The sequence below is a fragment of the Curtobacterium sp. Csp2 genome (genome assembly GCF_013347165.1).
On record NZ_CP054593.1, the window covers coordinates 1,832,315 to 1,850,592 of the forward strand.

19 protein-coding genes and 1 pseudogene are annotated in these 18,278 nt (G+C 70.7%); 19 read left to right on the forward strand and 1 reads right to left on the reverse strand.

What is annotated here, in order from left to right:
• Positions 1 to 855: 855 nt before the first annotated feature.
• The 3 genes and pseudogenes from rho to prmC form a co-directional block, all read left to right on the forward strand.
• A pseudogene (gene rho / locus HUN59_RS20085) lies at positions 856 to 2,097 on the forward strand (transcription termination factor Rho); the annotation flags it as partial.
• A 3-nt stretch (positions 2,098 to 2,100) separates the two neighbouring features.
• Entirely contained in the window at positions 2,101 to 3,186 is a 1,086-nt protein-coding gene (gene prfA, locus HUN59_RS08980) for a peptide chain release factor 1 (protein WP_058740390.1), read from the forward strand.
• A gap of 16 nt (positions 3,187 to 3,202) precedes the next feature.
• Entirely contained in the window at positions 3,203 to 4,078 is an 876-nt protein-coding gene (gene prmC, locus HUN59_RS08985; protein ID WP_441307038.1) for a peptide chain release factor N(5)-glutamine methyltransferase, read from the forward strand.
• Here prmC and HUN59_RS08990 read toward each other — a convergent pair.
• A complete protein-coding gene (locus tag HUN59_RS08990; protein WP_174778156.1) occupies positions 4,075 to 4,737 on the reverse strand; it encodes an HAD family hydrolase in 663 nt (220 codons plus the stop codon). The genes prmC and HUN59_RS08990 overlap by 4 nt on opposite strands.
• Positions 4,738 to 4,774: 37 nt before the next feature.
• On the opposite strand from HUN59_RS08990, the gene HUN59_RS08995 reads away from it, so the two are divergent.
• The 16 genes from HUN59_RS08995 to HUN59_RS09070 all read left to right on the forward strand — a co-directional run.
• The gene (locus HUN59_RS08995) at positions 4,775 to 5,449 is read left to right on the forward strand and encodes an L-threonylcarbamoyladenylate synthase (RefSeq protein WP_174778157.1); all 675 of its coding nucleotides are present in this window, start codon (positions 4,775 to 4,777) and stop codon (positions 5,447 to 5,449) included.
• Positions 5,446 to 6,672, forward strand: a complete 1,227-nt coding sequence (locus tag HUN59_RS09000) for an MraY family glycosyltransferase (RefSeq protein WP_114850006.1) — start codon at positions 5,446 to 5,448, stop codon at positions 6,670 to 6,672. The genes HUN59_RS08995 and HUN59_RS09000 overlap by 4 nt, the downstream gene beginning before the upstream one ends.
• On the forward strand, positions 6,669 to 7,148 hold the full coding sequence (locus HUN59_RS09005) for a hypothetical protein (RefSeq protein ID WP_058740386.1): 480 nt from the start codon (positions 6,669 to 6,671) through the stop codon (positions 7,146 to 7,148). Before HUN59_RS09000 ends, HUN59_RS09005 begins: the two co-directional genes overlap by 4 nt.
• Before the next feature lie 180 nt (positions 7,149 to 7,328).
• Positions 7,329 to 8,114: a F0F1 ATP synthase subunit A gene (gene atpB / locus HUN59_RS09010; protein WP_254630029.1), complete on the forward strand. Its 786-nt coding sequence runs from the start codon at positions 7,329 to 7,331 to the stop codon at positions 8,112 to 8,114.
• A gap of 55 nt (positions 8,115 to 8,169) precedes the next feature.
• Entirely contained in the window at positions 8,170 to 8,406 is a 237-nt protein-coding gene (gene atpE / locus HUN59_RS09015) for an ATP synthase F0 subunit C (RefSeq protein ID WP_096899086.1), read from the forward strand.
• 9 nt (positions 8,407 to 8,415) lie between these two features.
• Positions 8,416 to 8,970: a F0F1 ATP synthase subunit B gene (locus HUN59_RS09020; RefSeq protein ID WP_058740385.1), complete on the forward strand. Its 555-nt coding sequence runs from the start codon at positions 8,416 to 8,418 to the stop codon at positions 8,968 to 8,970.
• Positions 8,971 to 8,972: 2 nt separating this feature from the next.
• A complete protein-coding gene (locus HUN59_RS09025; protein ID WP_058740384.1) occupies positions 8,973 to 9,767 on the forward strand; it encodes a F0F1 ATP synthase subunit delta in 795 nt (264 codons plus the stop codon).
• Positions 9,768 to 9,874: 107 nt separating this feature from the next.
• Complete coding sequence (atpA, locus tag HUN59_RS09030) at positions 9,875 to 11,503, forward strand: F0F1 ATP synthase subunit alpha (RefSeq protein WP_174778158.1); 1,629 nt, start codon at positions 9,875 to 9,877, stop codon at positions 11,501 to 11,503.
• Positions 11,504 to 12,406 carry a F0F1 ATP synthase subunit gamma gene (locus HUN59_RS09035; protein WP_174778159.1) on the forward strand — a complete coding sequence of 301 codons (903 nt, stop codon included), beginning with the start codon at positions 11,504 to 11,506 and terminating at the stop codon, positions 12,404 to 12,406. It abuts the gene before it with no gap.
• Positions 12,407 to 12,454: 48 nt separating this feature from the next.
• Entirely contained in the window at positions 12,455 to 13,909 is a 1,455-nt protein-coding gene (atpD, locus tag HUN59_RS09040) for a F0F1 ATP synthase subunit beta (RefSeq protein ID WP_114850004.1), read from the forward strand.
• A 1-nt stretch (position 13,910) separates the two neighbouring features.
• Positions 13,911 to 14,174: a F0F1 ATP synthase subunit epsilon gene (locus tag HUN59_RS09045; RefSeq protein WP_058740380.1), complete on the forward strand. Its 264-nt coding sequence runs from the start codon at positions 13,911 to 13,913 to the stop codon at positions 14,172 to 14,174.
• A gap of 5 nt (positions 14,175 to 14,179) precedes the next feature.
• Positions 14,180 to 14,941 (forward strand): YaaA family protein, encoded by a 762-nt coding sequence (locus HUN59_RS09050; RefSeq protein ID WP_254630049.1) that lies wholly within the window; start codon positions 14,180 to 14,182, stop codon positions 14,939 to 14,941.
• Positions 14,942 to 15,030: 89 nt separating this feature from the next.
• Positions 15,031 to 15,627, forward strand: a complete 597-nt coding sequence (locus HUN59_RS09055; RefSeq protein ID WP_174778160.1) for a hypothetical protein — start codon at positions 15,031 to 15,033, stop codon at positions 15,625 to 15,627.
• Positions 15,624 to 16,304, forward strand: a complete 681-nt coding sequence (locus HUN59_RS09060; protein WP_174778161.1) for an FHA domain-containing protein — start codon at positions 15,624 to 15,626, stop codon at positions 16,302 to 16,304. The genes HUN59_RS09055 and HUN59_RS09060 overlap by 4 nt, the downstream gene beginning before the upstream one ends.
• A 60-nt stretch (positions 16,305 to 16,364) precedes the next feature.
• Positions 16,365 to 17,186 (forward strand): PP2C family protein-serine/threonine phosphatase, encoded by an 822-nt coding sequence (locus tag HUN59_RS09065; protein WP_174778162.1) that lies wholly within the window; start codon positions 16,365 to 16,367, stop codon positions 17,184 to 17,186.
• A gap of 183 nt (positions 17,187 to 17,369) precedes the next feature.
• Positions 17,370 to 18,278 (forward strand): serine/threonine-protein kinase (locus tag HUN59_RS09070; protein WP_174779438.1); only part of this gene is annotated, 909 nt, incomplete at its 3' end.

The window sequence follows — 18,278 nt, forward strand, 5'->3', positions numbered from 1 at the left end:
CGCCGAGACCCCCGCGGTCGAGACCCCCGCGGTCGAGACCCCCGCGGTCGAGACCCCGGCGGAGCCGGCCCCGGCAGTCGAGACCTCCGCGGCAGCCGAGCCGACCGAGGCCCCCGCCGCAGAGCAGCCCGCCCGTGGCCGTCGCTCGCGCCGTGCCTCGTCCGGCGGCACCGTCAGCGCCGCGCCGACCTCGGCCGCCGAGCACACCAACCACGGCCACACCGGCACCGAGGACCTGCTCGCGGGCCTCGACCAGGTGCGCGCCGAGAAGGACGCGCAGGAGGCCGCCCAGGCCGGACAGCGCCGTGGCCGTGGCCGCGGTCCCGCCGCCGAGGCGCCGACGGTCGACGTCGCCGACCAGCCGGCCGATGCCGGTGCCGCGGTCCCGCCGCCGAGGCGCCGACGGTCGACGTCGCCGACCAGCCGGCCGATGCCGGTCAGCAGCCGGCCGACGCCGGTCAGCAGCAGGCCGACCAGGGTCGGTCGCAGGACGACCAGGGCCAGCAGGACCAGGGTCAGGGCCAGGACGACCAGCAGGGCGAGGGCGGCTCGCGCCGCGGACGCCGCAGCCGGGGTCGGGGTCGTGGCCGCGGGCAGAACGGCGAGAACGGCGAGCAGCAGTCCGGCGAGCAGAACGGCCAGCAGAAGCAGGCCGGTCAGCAGCACGCCAAGCAGGACGAGCAGAAGGTCGACGCCGACCAGGACGACCGCCAGCAGCAGAACGGCCAGAACGGCCAGCAGAAGCAGAACGGCCGCCAGAACCAGAACGGCCAGCAGCAGAACGGCCAGCAGAAGCAGAACGGCCAGCAGCAGAACGGCCCGCAGCAGAACGGCCAGCAGGACGACGCCGAGGGCGGCCGCGGCCGTCGTCAGCGGGACCGCAAGCGCGGCCGTGGCGCCCAGAACGACGAGTTCGAGCCGGAGATCACCGAGGACGACGTCCTCATCCCGATCGCCGGCATCCTCGACGTCCTCGACAACTACGCGTTCGTGCGCACCACGGGCTACCTGCCCGGCCCGAGCGACGTCTACGTCTCGCTCGGCCAGGTGAAGAAGTACCACCTGCGCAAGGGCGACGCGGTCGTCGGCGCGATCAAGCAGCCGCGGGACAACGAGCAGCAGGGCCGCCAGAAGTACAACGCCCTGGTCAAGGTCGACTCGATCAACGGGCAGACCACGGACGAGGCAGCGGCCCGCAAGGACTTCTCCGACCTGACCCCGCTGTACCCGAACGAGCGCCTGCGCCTCGAGACCGAGCCGCAGAAGCTGTCCACGCGGATCATCGACCTCGTGTCGCCGATCGGCAAGGGCCAGCGCGGGCTCATCGTGTCCCCGCCCAAGGCCGGCAAGACCGTCGTGCTGCAGGCCATCGCCAACGCGATCGCGAAGAACAACCCCGAGGCGCACCTCATGGTCGTCCTGGTGGACGAGCGTCCCGAAGAGGTCACCGACATGCAGCGCTCGGTGAAGGGCGAGGTCATCGCCTCGACCTTCGACCGGCCCGCCGAGGACCACACCACGGTCGCCGAGCTCGCCATCGAGCGTGCGAAGCGTCTCGTCGAGCTCGGTCACGACGTCGTCGTGCTGCTCGACTCGATCACCCGCCTGGGCCGTGCCTACAACCTGGCGACCCCGGCCTCCGGTCGCGTGCTCTCCGGCGGCGTCGACTCCGCAGCGCTCTACCCGCCCAAGCGCTTCTTCGGCGCCGCGCGCAACATCGAGGACGGTGGCTCGCTGACCATCCTCGCGACCGCGCTCGTCGAGACCGGCTCGAAGATGGACGAGGTGATCTTCGAGGAGTTCAAGGGCACCGGCAACATGGAGCTCCGGCTGAACCGCCACCTGGCCGACAAGCGGATCTTCCCGGCCGTCGACGTCAACGCCTCCGGGACCCGTCGCGAGGAGCAGCTGCTCTCCGCCGACGAGGTCAAGATCACGTGGCGCCTGCGTCGGGCCCTCGCCGGGCTCGACCCGCAGCAGGCGCTCGAGATCGTGCTGCGGAACCTCAAGGAGACGCAGTCCAACGTCGAGTTCCTCGTCCAGGTGCAGAAGTCGGTCCCGACGACCGGCGGGCGCCACGACGGCCACCAGGAGTAAGGCGTGTTCGAGTCGGTGGCGGGGCTGCTGGCGGAACACGAGGACCTGACGCAGCAGCTGTCGGACCCCGCGCTCCACGCCGATGCCGCCCGGGCGAAGAAGGTGAACCGGCGCTACGCCGAGCTGAGCCAGATCAAGGCCGCGTACGAGTCCTGGCAGGCGGCGGGGGACGACCTCGCCGCCGCCCAGGAGCTCGCCCGCGAGGACGAGGCGTTCGCGGACGAGGTCCCCGGGCTGCAGGAGCAGCTGGCGGAGCGCCAAGAGCGCCTCCGCCGGCTCCTCATCCCGCGCGACCCGGACGACGGGCGCGACGTGATCATGGAGATCAAGGGCGGTGAGGGCGGCGAGGAGTCGGCGCTCTTCGCCGCGGACCTGCTCCGGATGTACTCGCACTACGCCGAGGCGAAGGGCTGGAAGGTCGAGCTCCTCGAGCGCACCGAGTCCGACCTCGGCGGCTACAAGGACGTCCAGGTCGCGATCAAGTCGAACGCGACCGACCCCTCGCAGGGGGTCTGGGCACACCTGAAGTACGAGGGCGGCGTGCACCGCGTGCAGCGCGTGCCGGCCACCGAGTCGCAGGGCCGCATCCACACCTCGACCACGGGCGTGCTGGTGTTCCCCGAGGTCGACGAGCCCGAAGAGGTCCAGATCAACCAGAACGACCTCAAGATCGACGTGTACCGGTCGTCCGGCCCCGGCGGGCAGTCCGTCAACACGACGGACTCCGCGGTCCGCATCACGCACCTGCCCACGGGCATCACGGTCGCGATGCAGAACGAGAAGTCGCAGCTGCAGAACCGCGAGGCCGGCATGCGCGTCCTCCGCGCCCGCATCCTCGCCCGCCAGCAGGAGGAGCTCGACGCCATCGCCTCGGACGCGCGCAAGTCGCAGATCCGCGGCATGGACCGCTCGGAGCGCATCCGCACGTACAACTTCCCGGAGAACCGGATCGCGGACCACCGCACCGGCTACAAGGCGTACGACCTGGACCGCGTGATGAACGGGGCGCTCGAGCCCGTCATCCAGTCCGCCATCTCGGCGGATGAAGAGGCCCGCCTGGCCGCCATCGGCGACCAGGACGGCCAGTAGCGGCCTGGAGGATCGGATCACCTCCGACGGTCAGCCGACGTTCACCGCGGATCGCCTCCTCGAGGAGGCGACCGCGGCGCTCGTCGCGCACGGGGTCTCGTCCGCGCGTGTGGACGCCGAACTCCTGCTCGCCTGGGCGACCGACACGTCGCGCGGCGCGGTGCAGGCACGCGCGATGACCGGGGGAGCGATCGCTGCCGACCACGTCGACCGCTTCCGGCACGCGGTCGCGCGGCGCACCACCCGCGAGCCGCTCCAGCACATCACCGGCGAGGCGCACTTCCGCGCGCTGACCCTGGCCGTCGGACCCGGCGTGTTCGTGCCGCGACCGGAGACCGAGGGGGTCGTGCAGTTCGGGATCGACGCCCTGCGCGCCGCCGCGGTCCCGGAGCCCGTCGCCGTCGACCTCGGGTCGGGGAGCGGGGCGATCGCGATCGCGATGGACACCGAGGTGCCGAACGCGGTCGTGTACGCGGTGGAGCGCTCGCCCGAGGCGCTCCCGTGGACCCGGCGCAACGTCGACGCCCACGGCGGGACCGTCCGGCTCGTCGAGGGCGACCTCGCTGATGCCCTCCCGGAGCTCGACGGCACAGTGTCGGTCGTCGTCTCGAACCCGCCGTACGTGCCCGACGACATGGTGCCGGTCGACCCCGAGGTCCGCGACCACGACCCGGCGCTCGCGCTGTACGGGGGAGCGGACGGCCTCGACGCCGTCCGGGCCCTCACCGAGACGGCCTGGCGCCTGCTCGTGCCGGGCGGCCTCCTCGTGATCGAGCACGCGGAGCAGCAGGGCGCCGGTGTGCGCGAGGTCCTCGCGCGCCGGGGGTTCCGGTCCCCGGAGACGCACGTCGACCTCACCGGGCGCGACCGCACGACCACCGCGACCCGCTAGACGGACCCGAGCCGCGCCTCCAGGCTGTCGTCGGTCATCGCGACGAAGGCGCGGACCGCATCGCGGAGGTCCGTGTGCTCCTCGACGAGCACCGCGTGGATGCCCACCGACCGCGCCGCCTCGACGTTGACGGGCATGTCGTCCGCGAAGAACGTGCGCTCGGCGGGGACGCCGTGGTGCGCGAGCGCCCGCTCGAACAGCTCGGGCTCGGGCTTCCTGGCCCCGAAGTTGCTCGTCGTGTCCAGGTGCTCGCCGAAGAGCGGCGGGAGCGACGGTACCCAGCGGCCGATCCACCGACCGGCGAGCGGTCCGTTGTTCGTGAGGAGCCCGACGCGTCCGTGCTCGGCGGCGATCCGGACCGCCTCGACCCGGTCCGGGAGCTCCGTCATGGCCGCGCCGCGGATCCGCGCCCAGTCGGCCTCGGGCACGTCGGTGCCCATCGCGTCGGCGAACGCGGCCAGGTAGGCGTCGCCGTCGGCGTAGTGGCCGGCCTCGGCGCGGGCCTCGTTCCCGCAGTCCCACCAGCGGCGGCGGAGCTCCGCGAAGTCGTGTCCGGTGAACTCGGCCAGGGCGGCCATCCGGACCCGCCAGTCGTACCGGACGAGGACCTCGTCCATGTCGAAGAGGAACAGGAGGCGGGGCGCGTCGGTCTCGTTCACGATGCCACCCATTGTGTCGCACTATCATCGTCGAGTCATGGCCTCCCGATACGACTGCACCGACCCCGACGGGCTCCTGACCGGGATGCGGCTCGCACGTGCCGCGCTCGGGCGCGGAGAGCTCGTCGTCGTCCCCACCGACACCGTGTACGGCCTGGCGGCGGACGCGTTCAGCGCGAGCGCCGTCCAGCGCCTCCTCGACGCGAAGGGCCGCACGCGGCAGTCGCCGCCGCCGGTGCTCATCCCGGGGCCGCCGACGCTCGAGGCGCTGGCCACCGAGATCCCGCAGCAGGTCCGTGACCTCGTCGACGAGTTCTGGCCCGGCGGCCTCACCGTGATCCTGCGCGCGCAGCCCTCGCTCGACTGGGACCTGGGGGAGACGCGGGGGACCGTCGCGCTCCGGATGCCCGACTCGCGGATCGCCCTCGAGCTCCTGCAGGAGGTCGGACCGCTCGCGGTGTCCTCCGCGAACTCCACGGGCGACCCCGCAGCGATGGACGTCGACCGGGCCGAGGCGATGCTCGGCGACAGCGTGTCCGTGTACCTGGACGGCGGCCCGATCGCCGCGCGGGACGGCGTCGCGGCGTCCACCGGATCGACGATCGTCGACGCGACCGGGCTGGCCACCGGCGGGAAGATGACCATCGTGCGGCACGGCGTCATCCCCGACGACGAGATCGCCCGGGTCGTCGGAGCCGACCTGCTCACGTGAAGTACTACCTGCTCGCCGGCGCGATCGCCGCGGTCGTGAGCTTCTGCATGAGCTGGATCGTGTGGAAGCTCGGCCTGCGGTACGGCTGGTACCCGAAGGTCCGCGAGCGCGACGTGCACCGCACGCCGACCCCGCGGCTCGGCGGGATCGCGATGTACATCGGCGTGATCGTGGCGATGCTCGCCGCGTGGTTCCTGTTCCCGTCCATCGCGGGGACCGACTACTTCCGCCTGGTGTTCAGCGAACCGGGGCGCGTGCTCGCGGTGCTCGGCGGGGCGACGATCATCGTCGTGCTCGGCGTCGCCGACGACATCTGGGACCTGGACTGGATGACCAAGCTGGCCGGGCAGATCATCGCCGCGGGCATCCTCGCGTGGCAGGGCGTGGCGATCGTCTCGCTGCCGATCGGCAACACGCTCGGCGTCGGCTCGTCGTACATGAGCCTGATCTTCACGGTGCTCGCGGTCGTGCTCGTGATGAACGCCGTGAACTTCATCGACGGGCTGGACGGCCTGGTCGCCGGCGTCGCGATCATCGCCGGCGGCGTGTTCTTCCTGTACACGTTCTTCATCAACCGCGTGGTCGTCCAGACGGAGTTCTTCTTCAACCTGCCGTCGCTGCTCACGGCGGTGCTCGTCGGGGCGTGCTTCGGCTTCCTCATCCTGAACTGGCACCCCGCGAAGCTCTTCATGGGGGATGCGGGCGCGCTCCTCGTCGGCTTCCTGATGGCCACGAGCGCAGTGTCGGTGACGGGCAACATCGACCCGGCGGCGGTGCAGACGCGCCAGGCCCTGCTGCCGGCGTTCATCCCGATCCTGCTGCCGTTCGCGATCCTGATCGTGCCGATCCTCGACTTCGGCCTCGCCGTCACCAGGCGCCTGAGCGCGGGGAAGTCGCCGTTCTCGGCTGACCGGAAGCACCTGCACCACCGGCTGCTCGACATGGGGCACTCGCACTTCCACGCGGTGCTCATCTTCTACGCGTGGACCGCGACCGTCGCGTTCGGGTGCCTCCTGTTCCTGTTCGTGGACTGGTACTGGGTGTTGACCTTCGTCGCCGTCGGGTTCACCGTCTGCGCCGTCGCCACGTTCGCCCCGCTCGGGCGGAAGCGCGCCGAGTTCGCCGCGCAGGCCGCCACGCGGTCGTCCCCCGTGGTGGACGCCCGCCTCGACCCCCTCGACCGCGCCGCCAACGACCGATCGATCCCTGGAGACCCCTCGTGACCGCACCGAACGCCCTCGACCACGTCCGGCCGGTCTTCCGCCGCATCCTCCTCTGGGCGGGCCTGCTCGCCGTCGCGCTGGCGGTCGTCGGCGGCGTCGTCGGGCTCGTCGTGAGCGGTACGCCCGGCCTGGTCGGGGGACTGCTCGGCGCGGTGCTCAGCGTGGTGTTCCTCGGGCTCACGGCGCTGTCCGTGCTCGTCGCCCTGCGGGTGTCGAAGGGGCAGATGATCTCCGGTGCCTTCTTCGGCATCGTGATGGGCACCTGGATCCTGAAGTTCATCCTGTTCCTCGTGGTGCTCATCGCGCTGCGTGACCGGGCGTGGGTGGACTTCCCGGTGCTCGCGGTCGTGATCATCGTCGGCGTCGTCGGATCCCTCGTGATCGACGTCGTCGCGGTCGCCAAGGCGCGCATCCCGATCGGCGTCAGCCTGCCCGGTGACGGCTCCGCTCCTGGGAACGACACCCCCCGCTCCTGAGAGCCCGGGAAGCCTCTCGCACCTGATAGGCTTCTCGAAGTCCACGTCCGGAGCCTCGCTCGGAGCGGACGAGCCTCCACACAGTCCACCATCGCGTGCCATGACGTGCGCGCGCCGACACAGGAGACAGCGCTGCTATCCCACGCTCTTCCCCTGTCCCTCACCGCTGCGGCCAACACCGTGGCGGCGGGGAGCAGCAAGGCCGCCGAATTCCATGGTCCGTCGATCAACGAGTTCTTCCCGGACCCGATCTTCTTCGCCGGGACCCCGATCGAGATGGACCGCATCGTCCTCATCCGCTTGTTCGCGGTGGCCGTGCTGCTCGTCTTCGCGTTCGTCGGGACGCGCGCGCTGAAGCTCGTCCCGAACCGGGGCCAGGCCTTCATCGAGTACGCGTTCGACGTCGTCCGCCGCAACACCTTCGACAACCTGGGTGAGAAGGACGGCAAGCGCTTCCTGCCGCTCCTCGCCACGGTCTTCTTCGGTGTGCTCTTCATGAACCTGACGGGTCTCATCCCGTTCATGAACATCGCCGGTACCAGCCGCATCGCGATGCCGATGATCCTCGCGATCGTCGCCTACGTCGCCTTCATCTACGCCGGTCTCCGCAAGCACCCGGGCACGTTCCTGCGGAACGCGCTGTTCCCGCCCGGGGTGCCGTGGCCGCTGTACATCATCGTGACGCCGATCGAGATCGTCTCGACCTTCGTGCTCCGTCCGGTGACGCTCACGCTGCGACTGCTCATGAACATGGTCGTCGGCCACCTCCTCCTGGTGCTGTTCTTCTCGGCGACCTGGTTCTTCTTCTTCGACGCCGACAGCCTCTTCAAGCTGTTCGGCGTCGGGACCCTGGCGTTCGGCATCGCGTTCAGCTTCTTCGAGATCCTCGTCGCGCTGCTGCAGGCGTACGTCTTCATGCTGCTGACCGCTGTGTACATCCAGCTCGCGCTGGCTGACGAGCACTGACCTACTGACCCCCTACGGCACGACATCCGTCGGGCCGCACTCGAAAGGAAAACACGTGGACGCAACGACCGTTCTCGCGGCAATCAACGGCAACATCGCGACGGTTGGCTACGGCCTCGCCGCGATCGGTCCGGCCATCGGCGTGGGCATCGTCGTCGGCAAGACGATCGAGTCCGTCGCTCGCCAGCCTGAGCTCCAGGGCCGTCTGACGACCCTCATGTACATCGGTATCGCCTTCACGGAGGCCCTGGCCTTCATCGGTATCGCGACGTACTTCATCTTCACCAACTAAGGCTTCTCGATGCAGACTGCACTCATCATCGCGGCGGAGGAGACCCACAATCCGCTGATCCCGCCGGTGTACGACATCGTGTGGTCCGCGGTGGCCTTCGTCATCATCTTCATCGTGATGTGGCGCGTCGTGACGCCGCGCATCACGAAGATGCTCGATGAGCGCACCGAGGCCATCGAGGGTGGCATCAAGAAGGCGGAAGCCGCTCAGGAGCAGGCCGCGGCCGCGCTCGAGGAGTACAACAAGCAGCTCGCCGACGCGCGTGCCGAAGCCTCGCGGATCCGCGAGCAGGCCCGTGCCGACGCGACCGCGATCGGCAACGAGGTCCGCGAGCAGGCACAGGCGGATGCGGCACGCATCACCGCCAACGCCCAGGCGCAGATCGAGGCCGAGCGGCAGAGCGCGCTCCAGTCGCTGCGGAGCGAGGTGGGCACCCTCGCCCTCGACCTCGCCTCCGGTGTGATCGGCGAGTCGCTCCGCGACGACGCGAAGTCGGCCGCGGTCGTGGACCGCTTCCTCGCCGACCTCGAGGCATCGCAGGGCCAGTCGGCCGGGGAGCGCTGAACATGCGCAGCGCCACCAGGGAAGCACTCACGTCGACGAGGGCGGTGCTCGCCGACCTCGGCGGGTCGGTCGACCTCGGCGCGGGTGTCGAGATCCTCGCCTCCGGGCGTGCGATCGCCGGTGCGCCCCAGCTGCTCGGACTGCTCTCGGACCCGACGGCGGACGTCGTCGGCAAGAAGGTCCTCATCGACCGCGTCTTCGCCGGCCAGTCCGACGCGACGCGTGCGGTCTTGACCGCCGTGGCCGGCTCGCGCTGGTCCTCGCAGCAGGACCTGCTCGCCGGCATCGAGGACGCGGGCATCCGCGCCGTCGCGGCCACCGCGTCGTCGGACACCTCGATCGAGGCCGAGCTGTTCGCGTTCGAGACCGCCGTCCGTTCGGACGCGTCGCTCGAGCTCGCACTCGGCACGAAGCTCGGCAGCCCGGCGGAGAAGGCCGCGCTCGTCGAGCGTCTGATCGGGTCGAAGGCCTCGGCGCAGACGACCGCGATCGTCGCCCACCTCGTGCAGCAGCCGCGTGGCCGCCGCATCGGTGAGCTCGTCCGCGACGCCTCGCGCATCGTGGCCGACCAGGCGGGCAAGCTCGTCGCGACGGTCATCACCGCGTCCCCGCTCTCGGACGGCCAGGCGGCTCGCGTCGCCCGGGGTCTCGCCGAGCGGTACGGCAAGGACATCAGCGTCAACCACGTCGTCGACCCCGCGGTCGTCGGCGGGGTCCGCGTGCAGGTCGGTGGCGACGTCATCGACGGCACGGTGTCCACGCGCCTGTCGGAGCTCCGGCTCCAGCTCGCCGGCTGAGCGTACGGTCGAAGCCGCCCCACCCAAGTCCACAACGGGAACTGCCGAGTCAGGCAGCGTCACCCTCTCGGAGCCGAAGGGCCCCGGAAACCAACAAGGAAAATCCCATGGCAGACATCACCATCAGCCCCGATGAGATCCGTGATGCCCTGAAGGACTTCGTCTCGAACTACGAGCCGACGAAGGCCTCCACGGCCGAGGTCGGGCACGTCACCGACGCGGGCGACGGCATCGCGCACGTCGAGGGCCTCCCCGGCGTCATGGCGAACGAGCTCATCCGCTTCGAGGACGGGACCCTGGGTCTCGCGCAGAACCTCGACGAGGACGAGATCGGCGCCATCGTGCTCGGCGAGTTCGCCGGCATCGAGGAGGGCCAGGAGGTCACCCGCACGGGTGAGGTCCTGTCCGCCCCCGTCGGCGACGGCTTCCTCGGTCGCGTGGTCGACCCGCTCGGCAACCCGATCGACGGCCTCGGCGAGATCCAGGCCGAGGGCCGTCGTGCCCTCGAGCTCCAGGCCCCGGGCGTCATGTCCCGCAAGTCGGTCCACGAGCCGCTCCAGACCGGCATCAAGGCGATCGACGCCATGATCCCGGTCGGCCGCGGTCAGCGTCAGCTGATCATCGGCGACCGCCAGACCGGCAAGACGGCGATCGCGATCGACACGATCATCAACCAGAAGGCCAACTGGGAGTCCGGCGACGTCGAGAAGCAGGTCCGCTGCATCTACGTCGCGATCGGTCAGAAGGGCTCCACGATCGCCTCCGTCAAGGGTGCGCTCGAGGACGCCGGCGCGATGGAGTACACCACCATCGTCGCCGCTCCGGCCTCCGACCCGGCCGGCTTCAAGTACCTCGCCCCCTACACCGGTTCGGCCATCGGCCAGCACTGGATGTACGGCGGCAAGCACGTCCTGATCATCTTCGACGACCTGTCGAAGCAGGCCGAGGCCTACCGCGCCGTGTCCCTCCTCCTCCGTCGTCCGCCGGGCCGCGAGGCCTACCCGGGTGACGTCTTCTACCTGCACTCCCGTCTGCTGGAGCGTTGCGCGAAGCTGTCCGACGACCTCGGCGCCGGCTCGATGACGGGTCTCCCGATCATCGAGACCAAGGCGAACGACGTCTCGGCGTACATCCCGACCAACGTGATCTCGATCACCGACGGCCAGATCTTCCTGCAGTCGGACCTGTTCAACGCGAACCAGCGTCCGGCCGTCGACGTGGGCATCTCGGTTTCGCGCGTCGGTGGTGACGCCCAGGTGAAGTCGATCAAGAAGGTCTCCGGCACGCTCAAGCTCGAGCTCGCGCAGTACCGCTCGCTCGAGGCGTTCGCGATGTTCGCGTCCGACCTCGACCAGGCGTCGCGTCGTCAGCTCGACCGCGGTGCGCGTCTGACCGAGCTCCTCAAGCAGCCGCAGTACTCGCCGTACCCGGTCGAGGAGCAGGTCGTCTCGATCTGGGCCGGCACGAACGGCAAGCTCGACGAGGTGCCCGTCTCCGACGTGCTCCGCTTCGAGTCGGAGCTGCTCGAGCACCTCCGCCGCAACTCGGACGTCCTGACGACGCTCCGCGAGACCAACCAGCTCAGCGACGACACCGTCGCCACGATGGACCGCGAGATCGACGCCTTCAAGAAGGGCTTCCAGACGAGCGACGGCAAGACGCTCGGCTCGGAGCAGTTCGACGCGGCGCAGGCCGAGGACGTCGACCAGGAGCAGATCGTCAAGGGTCGTCGCTAGATGGCGGCACAGGTCCGGGTCTACCGACAGCGAATCAAGTCGGCGAAGACCACGAAGAAGGTCACTCGCGCGATGGAGCTGATCTCGGCGTCGCGGATCCAGAAGGCACAGGCGCGCATGGCCGCGTCCGGCCCGTACTCGCGGGCCGTGACGCGTGCTGTGTCGGCCGTGGCGACGTTCTCGAACGTCGACCACGTGCTGACCACCGAGCCCGAGTCCTCGACCCGTGCGGCGGTCGTCCTGTTCACCTCCGACCGCGGCCTCAACGGCGCGTTCAGCTCCAACGTCCTCAAGCAGGGCGAGGAGCTCGCCTCCCTGCTCCGCAGCGAGGGCAAGGACGTGGTGTTCTACCTCGTCGGTCGCAAGGCCGTCGGGTACTTCACGTTCCGTGATCGTGCGTCGGAGCGCCAGTGGATCGGCGGCACCGACCAGCCGGAGTTCTCGACGGCGAAGGAGATCGGCGACGCGGTCGTGTCGAAGTTCCTCCAGGACACGGCGGAGGGCGGTGTGGACGAGATCCACATCGTGTTCAACCGCTTCCTGAGCCTCGCCACGCAGGAGCCCCAGGTCGTGCGTCTGCTGCCGCTCGAGGTCGTCGAGGGGGTCGAGGCGCCGTCGAACGACGAGCCGCTCCCGCTCTACGAGTTCGAGCCGGACGCCGACGCGGTGCTCGACGCGCTGCTCCCGGTCTACATCGAGAGCCGCATCTTCAACGCCATGCTGCAGTCGGCCGCTTCCGAGCACGCCGCCCGCCAGAAGGCCATGAAGTCCGCGAGCGACAACGCCGACTCGCTCATCAACGAGTTCACCCGGCTCGCGAACAACGCGCGTCAGGCCGAGATCACCCAGCAGATCTCCGAGATCGTCGGCGGCGCCGACGCCCTCTCGTCGAAGAAGAAGTAGTCCGCGGACGCCCGCGGACAGACACCACCCCTCAGGAAGGCACACGCCATGACCGACACCGCCACCACCGCGGTCGAGACGTCGTCGGCGCCCGGTGTCGGACGGATCGCCCGTGTCACGGGTCCCGTCGTCGACATCGAGTTCCCGCACGACGCCATCCCCGACATCTACAACCTCCTGCACACGACCGTCACCATCGGTGACGACTCGCAGGAGATCGGCCTCGAGGTCGCGCAGCACCTCGGCGACGACCTGGTCCGCGCCATCTCGCTGAAGCCGACCGACGGTCTCGTCCGCGGTCAGGAGGTCCGTGACTCGGGCGCCCCGATCTCGGTCCCCGTCGGCGACGTCACCAAGGGCAAGGTCTTCGACGTGCTGGGCAACGTGCTCAACACCGACGAGGCGCTCGAGGTCACCGAGCGTTGGCCGATCCACCGCAAGGCCCCGGCCTTCGACCAGCTCGAGTCGAAGACCACCATGTTCGAGACCGGCATCAAGTCGATCGACCTCCTCACGCCGTACGTGCAGGGTGGCAAGATCGGCCTCTTCGGTGGTGCGGGCGTCGGCAAGACGGTCCTCATCCAGGAGATGATCCAGCGCGTCGCGCAGGACCACGGTGGTGTCTCGGTGTTCGCCGGTGTCGGTGAGCGCACCCGTGAGGGCAACGACCTCATCGGCGAGATGGAAGAGGCCGGTGTCTTCGACAAGACCGCCCTCGTGTTCGGCCAGATGGACGAGCCGCCGGGAACGCGCCTGCGCGTGGCCCTGTCGGCGCTGACGATGGCGGAGTACTTCCGCGACGTCCAGAAGCAGGACGTGCTCCTCTTCATCGACAACATCTTCCGCTTCACGCAGGCCGGTTCCGAGGTCTCCACGCTGCTCGGTCGCATGCCGTCCGCGGTGGGCTACCAGCCGAACCTCGCCGACGAGATGGGCGTGCTCCAGGAGCGCATCACCTCGACGCGTGGTCACTCGATCACCTCGCTGCAGGCGATCTACGTGCCGGCCGACGACTACACCGACCCGGCGCCGGCGACCACGTTCGCGCACCTCGACGCGACGACCGAGCTCTCGCGTGAGATCGCGTCGCAGGGCCTGTACCCGGCCATCGACCCGCTGACCTCGACGTCGCGGATCATGGACCCCCGGTACCTGGGCGCGGACCACTACGAGACCGCGACGCGTGTCAAGCAGATCCTCCAGAAGAACAAGGAGCTGCAGGAGATCATCGCGATCCTCGGTGTCGACGAGCTCTCCGAGGAGGACAAGATCACGGTCGAGCGCGCTCGTCGGATCCAGCAGTTCCTCTCGCAGAACACGTACATGGCGAAGAAGTTCACGGGTGTCGAGGGCTCGACCGTCCCGCTGAAGGACACCATCGAGTCGTTCCGCGCGATCGCCGACGGCGAGTTCGACCACGTCGCAACCCAGGCCTTCTTCAACGTCGGTGGCATCAACGACGTCGAAGAGAAGTGGGCGCAGATCCAGAAGGAGAACCGCTGACATGGCGGCACTCACCGTTAGCGTCGTCTCGGCCGACCGCGAGGTCTGGTCGGGCGACGCCACCATGGTCGTGGCTCGGACGTCCGAGGGCCAGATCGGCATCCTCGCGGGGCACGAGCCGCTGCTCGCCACCCTCGCGCAGGGGCAGGTCCGCATCACCCGAGCCGACGGCTCGACGGTGGCGGCGGACGCCGAGGACGGCTTCCTGTCGGTCGAGCACGACACGGTCACGATCGTGGCGCGCCAGGCCGCGCTGGCGTCCTGACCGGACTGACCGTCCTCCTCCCGCCTTCGGAGACGAAGCGGGAGGGCGGGGACCCGGACCGCACGCTCGACCTGCGTGCGCTGTCCTTCCCGGAACTGGCCGACGAACGGGCCGCGGTGATCACCGCGGCCCGTTCCGTCAGTTCCGAGGAGTCCACGGCACGGACGGCCCTGAAGCTCGGCCCGAAGTCGATCGCCGAGCGTCTCCGCAACCTCGAGCTCGACACCGCGGCGACCCTGCCGGCGATCGAGCGGTACACCGGGGTGCTCTACGACCCGCTCGCCGCCGACGCGGCCGACGACGCCACCCGACGCTGGTGGGCGGACCACGTCGTGGTGCAGTCAGCGATGTTCGGCCCGATCGGCGCCGGCGACCACATCCCCGCCTACCGGTTGTCGCACGACTCGCGCCTCGGCCCGCTCCGGCTCGCCCGGCACTGGCCGGAGGTGTCGTCCCGCGCGATCGGCAGCCGCGGCGCCGGGCTCGTGCTCGACCTGCGGTCCGAGGGGTACCGCGCGCTCGGTCCCGTGCCCGGAGCGGTCGCTCCGCGCGTGGTGAGCGTCGACGCCGGCGGACGACGCAAGGCGTTGAACCACTGGAACAAGACCGCGAAGGGTCGGCTCGTCGCGCTCCTCGGTCGGACGGGGGCGCAGGTCGCGTCGGTCGACGACCTCGCCGCGTGGGCTCGTGCGAACGGCGTGACGTTCGACCGCACGGCCGACGGCTGGGACCTCGTCGCCGAGAGCCTGGAACCCGCTTCGGTCTGATCCTCCACAGGAGCGCTCCGGCGGCTGTCCGTCCACAGACGGGCCGCGGACGTCGGCCTGGAGGCGCGTGGCGCGTCACGATCTCGTGCATGACCTCGTCGACGAACACCCACCCGTCCACCTTCGTGCGCTGGCCACGCGAGATCGCGGCCGCCGTCACCCTCCGCGCGGCCTGCGCCGCGCTCGTCGCCCCGGAGCACCCGGAGGATGTGCTCGACCCGCGCCGCGCCGTCGTCGTCACGACGGCCTGCGGGGCGCTCGCGACGCGCTTCGCGCTGGTCGCGTTCATCGCGGCGCGCGACACCCCGGCGCCGCGCTCGGTGCGGTCGTTCGACCCGTTCCGCGACCCGACCCCGCCGGCGCTCACCGGGACGGGGCCGGCTCCGGACCGCGTCCGGCTGCGGGTCGCGGGGGACCGCTGCGCCTCGGCGTGGCGCCACTGGCGGGCGGAGCGACCCGGCGGGGTGGACGACGTGATCGGGGCTGCCGGAGCCCTGGCCCTCGCCGCGTGGTGCTCGTGGGCACTCGGGTCGCCCGCACGAGCGCTCGTGCGCGCACAACACGCGCTCGACACCTGGGCCGACGATCCCCTCGCGGCGCTCGTAGCGCGCTCGGTCCGCGCCGGCAACGGACCGAGCTGGTCGACGGACCACACGGGGCGGACCGGATCGTCTACGGTGGGATGACGATGCAGCGACAGTGGACGGACGAGGACGACCTCGACGACACGGTGATCCGACCCGGGCGGACCGGCGCGGACCCGGCGGTCGCTCCGGACGACGACACCGTCATCCGACCCCGATCCGATGAACCGGGATCGCACGGGGCGTTCGGTGCTCCCGACGACGACACGGTCATCCAGGTCGCCGGGCCGGCCGCGCCGTCCGAGGTGAGCCGGTCCGACGGGGCAGCGACGATCCTCCCGGCCGATCCCGCACCGGTCCGTCGACTGCCGTCGATCCGTGTGGCCGGCCGTGTCGTCCGGCTCGACCACCCGGTCGTGGTCGGCCGACGGCCGACCCTGCCCCGGGTGGTGCGCGGTCCGACTCCCGAGCTCGTGACCGTGCCGTCGCCGAGTGGGCAGGTGTCGTCCTCGCACGTGCTCGTGCACGCCGACGGCGAGGCCGCGGTGGTCGAGGACCTCCGTTCGACCAACGGCACCGTCGTCCGTCCCGCGGGAGCCGCGCCGTTCCGGATGCCGTCGGGTGCCTCGATCGTCGTGCTGACGGGTACGCTCATCGAGATCGGTGACGGCAACGTGATCGAGGTCCTGTCGCCGCACCTCCGCGTCGGACCCGCGGACGGCATCCCACCGCTCCCTCCGACCCCGTTGCCGCCGATCCCGTCCGCGCCGATCCCGTGACGGCGCCGGTGTGCCCGACGCCGCCCGTTCCCCTGACGACCAGAGAGCGACCCTGAAACCGTGACCGAACTCGGCCGAGCAGCCACCGAGCACGCCATCGACGTCCCCGGCGCCGCCGGCACCACCCTCACGCTCTCGTGGGGCGCCGCCACCGACGTCGGACGCCGTCGGGACCACAACGAGGACAGCTACGTCGTCGGTGCACCGTTCTTCGTCGTCGCCGACGGGATGGGCGGGCACCTCGCGGGGGACCGGGCGAGCGACGCGGTCGTCCGCCGACTCGACCAGGTCGCCGACGGTCCGTTCACGACACGGCAGCAGATCCAGCGCGCGCTCCTGCTCGCGACCGCGGACATCGAGCGGGCGGCCGGCGGCAACGCGCTCGGTGCCGGCACGACCGTGACGGGTGTCGCGCTGGTCGCGTCGCACGGACTCCCGGCCGCGCTCGTGTTCAACGTGGGCGACTCACGCACCTACCGGATCGAGGACGGCACCCTGCGTCGGGTGACCGTCGACCACTCGGTCGTCCAGGAGATGGTCGACGCGGGGCTCCTGCGCGCCGAGGACGCCGAGCAGCACCCGGACAGCAACGTCATCACGCGCGCCGTCGGGTTCGGCGAGCCGCCGGAGCCGGACTGGTGGACGCTGCCGCTGCGCGCCGGCGACCGCTACATCGTCTGCTCCGACGGGCTGACCAAGGAGCTCGGGGACGTCGGCATCGGTCGGATCGCGGCCCGCGTTCCCGCCGCGCAGGACCTCGCCGAGCGTCTCGTCGGGGACGCCGTCGTCGCGGGTGGGCGGGACAACGTCACCGTCGTCGTGCTGCAGGTCGACGCGGCGCCCGCCGATCCGGACGTCGAGGACACGCTGCCCCGCCACTGACTGCGAGCAGCGGCCACCGGCATCGATCGCTGACGCCGCACTCCGCTGCGGTCACCCCCGAAGTGGGGGCGTGGGTCCGTGCTGGGGGGCGGCAGCGGGCCCGGGGCGTCGGTGCCTCGTCCGTAGGATGTCAGGGCCGAGACGACACAGCCGGCCGTCCGGCCGGGGAGAGGGAGGACGACCATGGCGCGACGCCTGCCGTCCACCCCGCCCGTGATCGCCGGCTCCACGCCCGTGCACGTCCTGGGCAGCGGCGGCTTCGCCGACGTGTTCCTCTACGAACAGGACATGCCGCGCCGCCAGGTCGCCGTGAAGGTGCTGCTCGACGAGGTCGTCGACGACCGGGTGCGGCAGATGTTCCAGGCCGAGGCGAACCTCATGGCCCGGCTCAGCACCCACCCGTCGATCCTCACGGTGTTCCAGGCGAGCGTCGCGTCCGACGGGCGGCCGTACCTCGTGATGGAGCTGTGCTCCTCGTCCCTCAGCGAGCGCTACCGCCGCGAAGCGATCCCCGTGTCCGAGGTCCTGTCGATCGGGGTCAGGATCGGGTCGGCCCTCGAGACCGCGCACCGCGAAGGCGTGCTCCACCGCGACATCAAGCCGTCGAACATCCTCCGGACGGCCTACGGCAACCCGGTCCTGTCCGACTTCGGCATCGCGGCCAGCATCGGGAGCGCCGACCCGGACGAACCGGTCGGGATGTCGATCCCGTGGTCCGCGCCGGAGGTCCTGGCCGACGAGTCGCGCGGGTCGATCCAGTCCGAGGTCTACTCCCTCGCCGCCACCGTGTACTCGCTGCTCGCCGGCCGCAGTCCGTTCGAGGTGCGCGGCGGGAAGAACGGCGCGGCCGACCTGATGGCGCGCATCGACAAGGGCGGGGTCAAGCCGACCGGCCGCGCCGACGCGCCGCCGTCGCTCGAGCGGCTGCTCGCCACCGCGATGTCGCGGAAGCCCGCCGCGCGTCCGGCGACCGTGATGGAGTTCGTCCGCGGACTGCAGCAGGTGGAGGCCGAACTCGGCATCCCGCAGACGCCAGCAGACGTCGCGGTCGAGGCATGGGCCGCTGCGACGCCCACGCTCGACGCCGACCAC

Excerpts from the sequence above, each read along its gene's own strand:
- HUN59_RS09025 (WP_058740384.1), top strand. The coding sequence starts at position 8,973 with ATGCGCAGCGCCACCAGGGAAGCACTCACGTCGACGAGGGCGGTGCTC.
- HUN59_RS09035 (WP_174778159.1), top strand. The coding sequence starts at position 11,504 with ATGGCGGCACAGGTCCGGGTCTACCGACAGCGAATCAAGTCGGCGAAG.
- HUN59_RS09045 (WP_058740380.1), top strand. The coding sequence starts at position 13,911 with ATGGCGGCACTCACCGTTAGCGTCGTCTCGGCCGACCGCGAGGTCTGG.
- HUN59_RS08995 (WP_174778157.1), top strand. The coding sequence starts at position 4,775 with ATGGCCTCCCGATACGACTGCACCGACCCCGACGGGCTCCTGACCGGG.
- atpA (WP_174778158.1), top strand. The coding sequence starts at position 9,875 with ATGGCAGACATCACCATCAGCCCCGATGAGATCCGTGATGCCCTGAAG.
- atpD (WP_114850004.1), top strand. The coding sequence starts at position 12,455 with ATGACCGACACCGCCACCACCGCGGTCGAGACGTCGTCGGCGCCCGGT.
- HUN59_RS09055 (WP_174778160.1), top strand. The coding sequence starts at position 15,031 with ATGACCTCGTCGACGAACACCCACCCGTCCACCTTCGTGCGCTGGCCA.
- HUN59_RS09020 (WP_058740385.1), top strand. The coding sequence starts at position 8,416 with ATGCAGACTGCACTCATCATCGCGGCGGAGGAGACCCACAATCCGCTG.
- HUN59_RS09060 (WP_174778161.1), top strand. The coding sequence starts at position 15,624 with ATGACGATGCAGCGACAGTGGACGGACGAGGACGACCTCGACGACACG.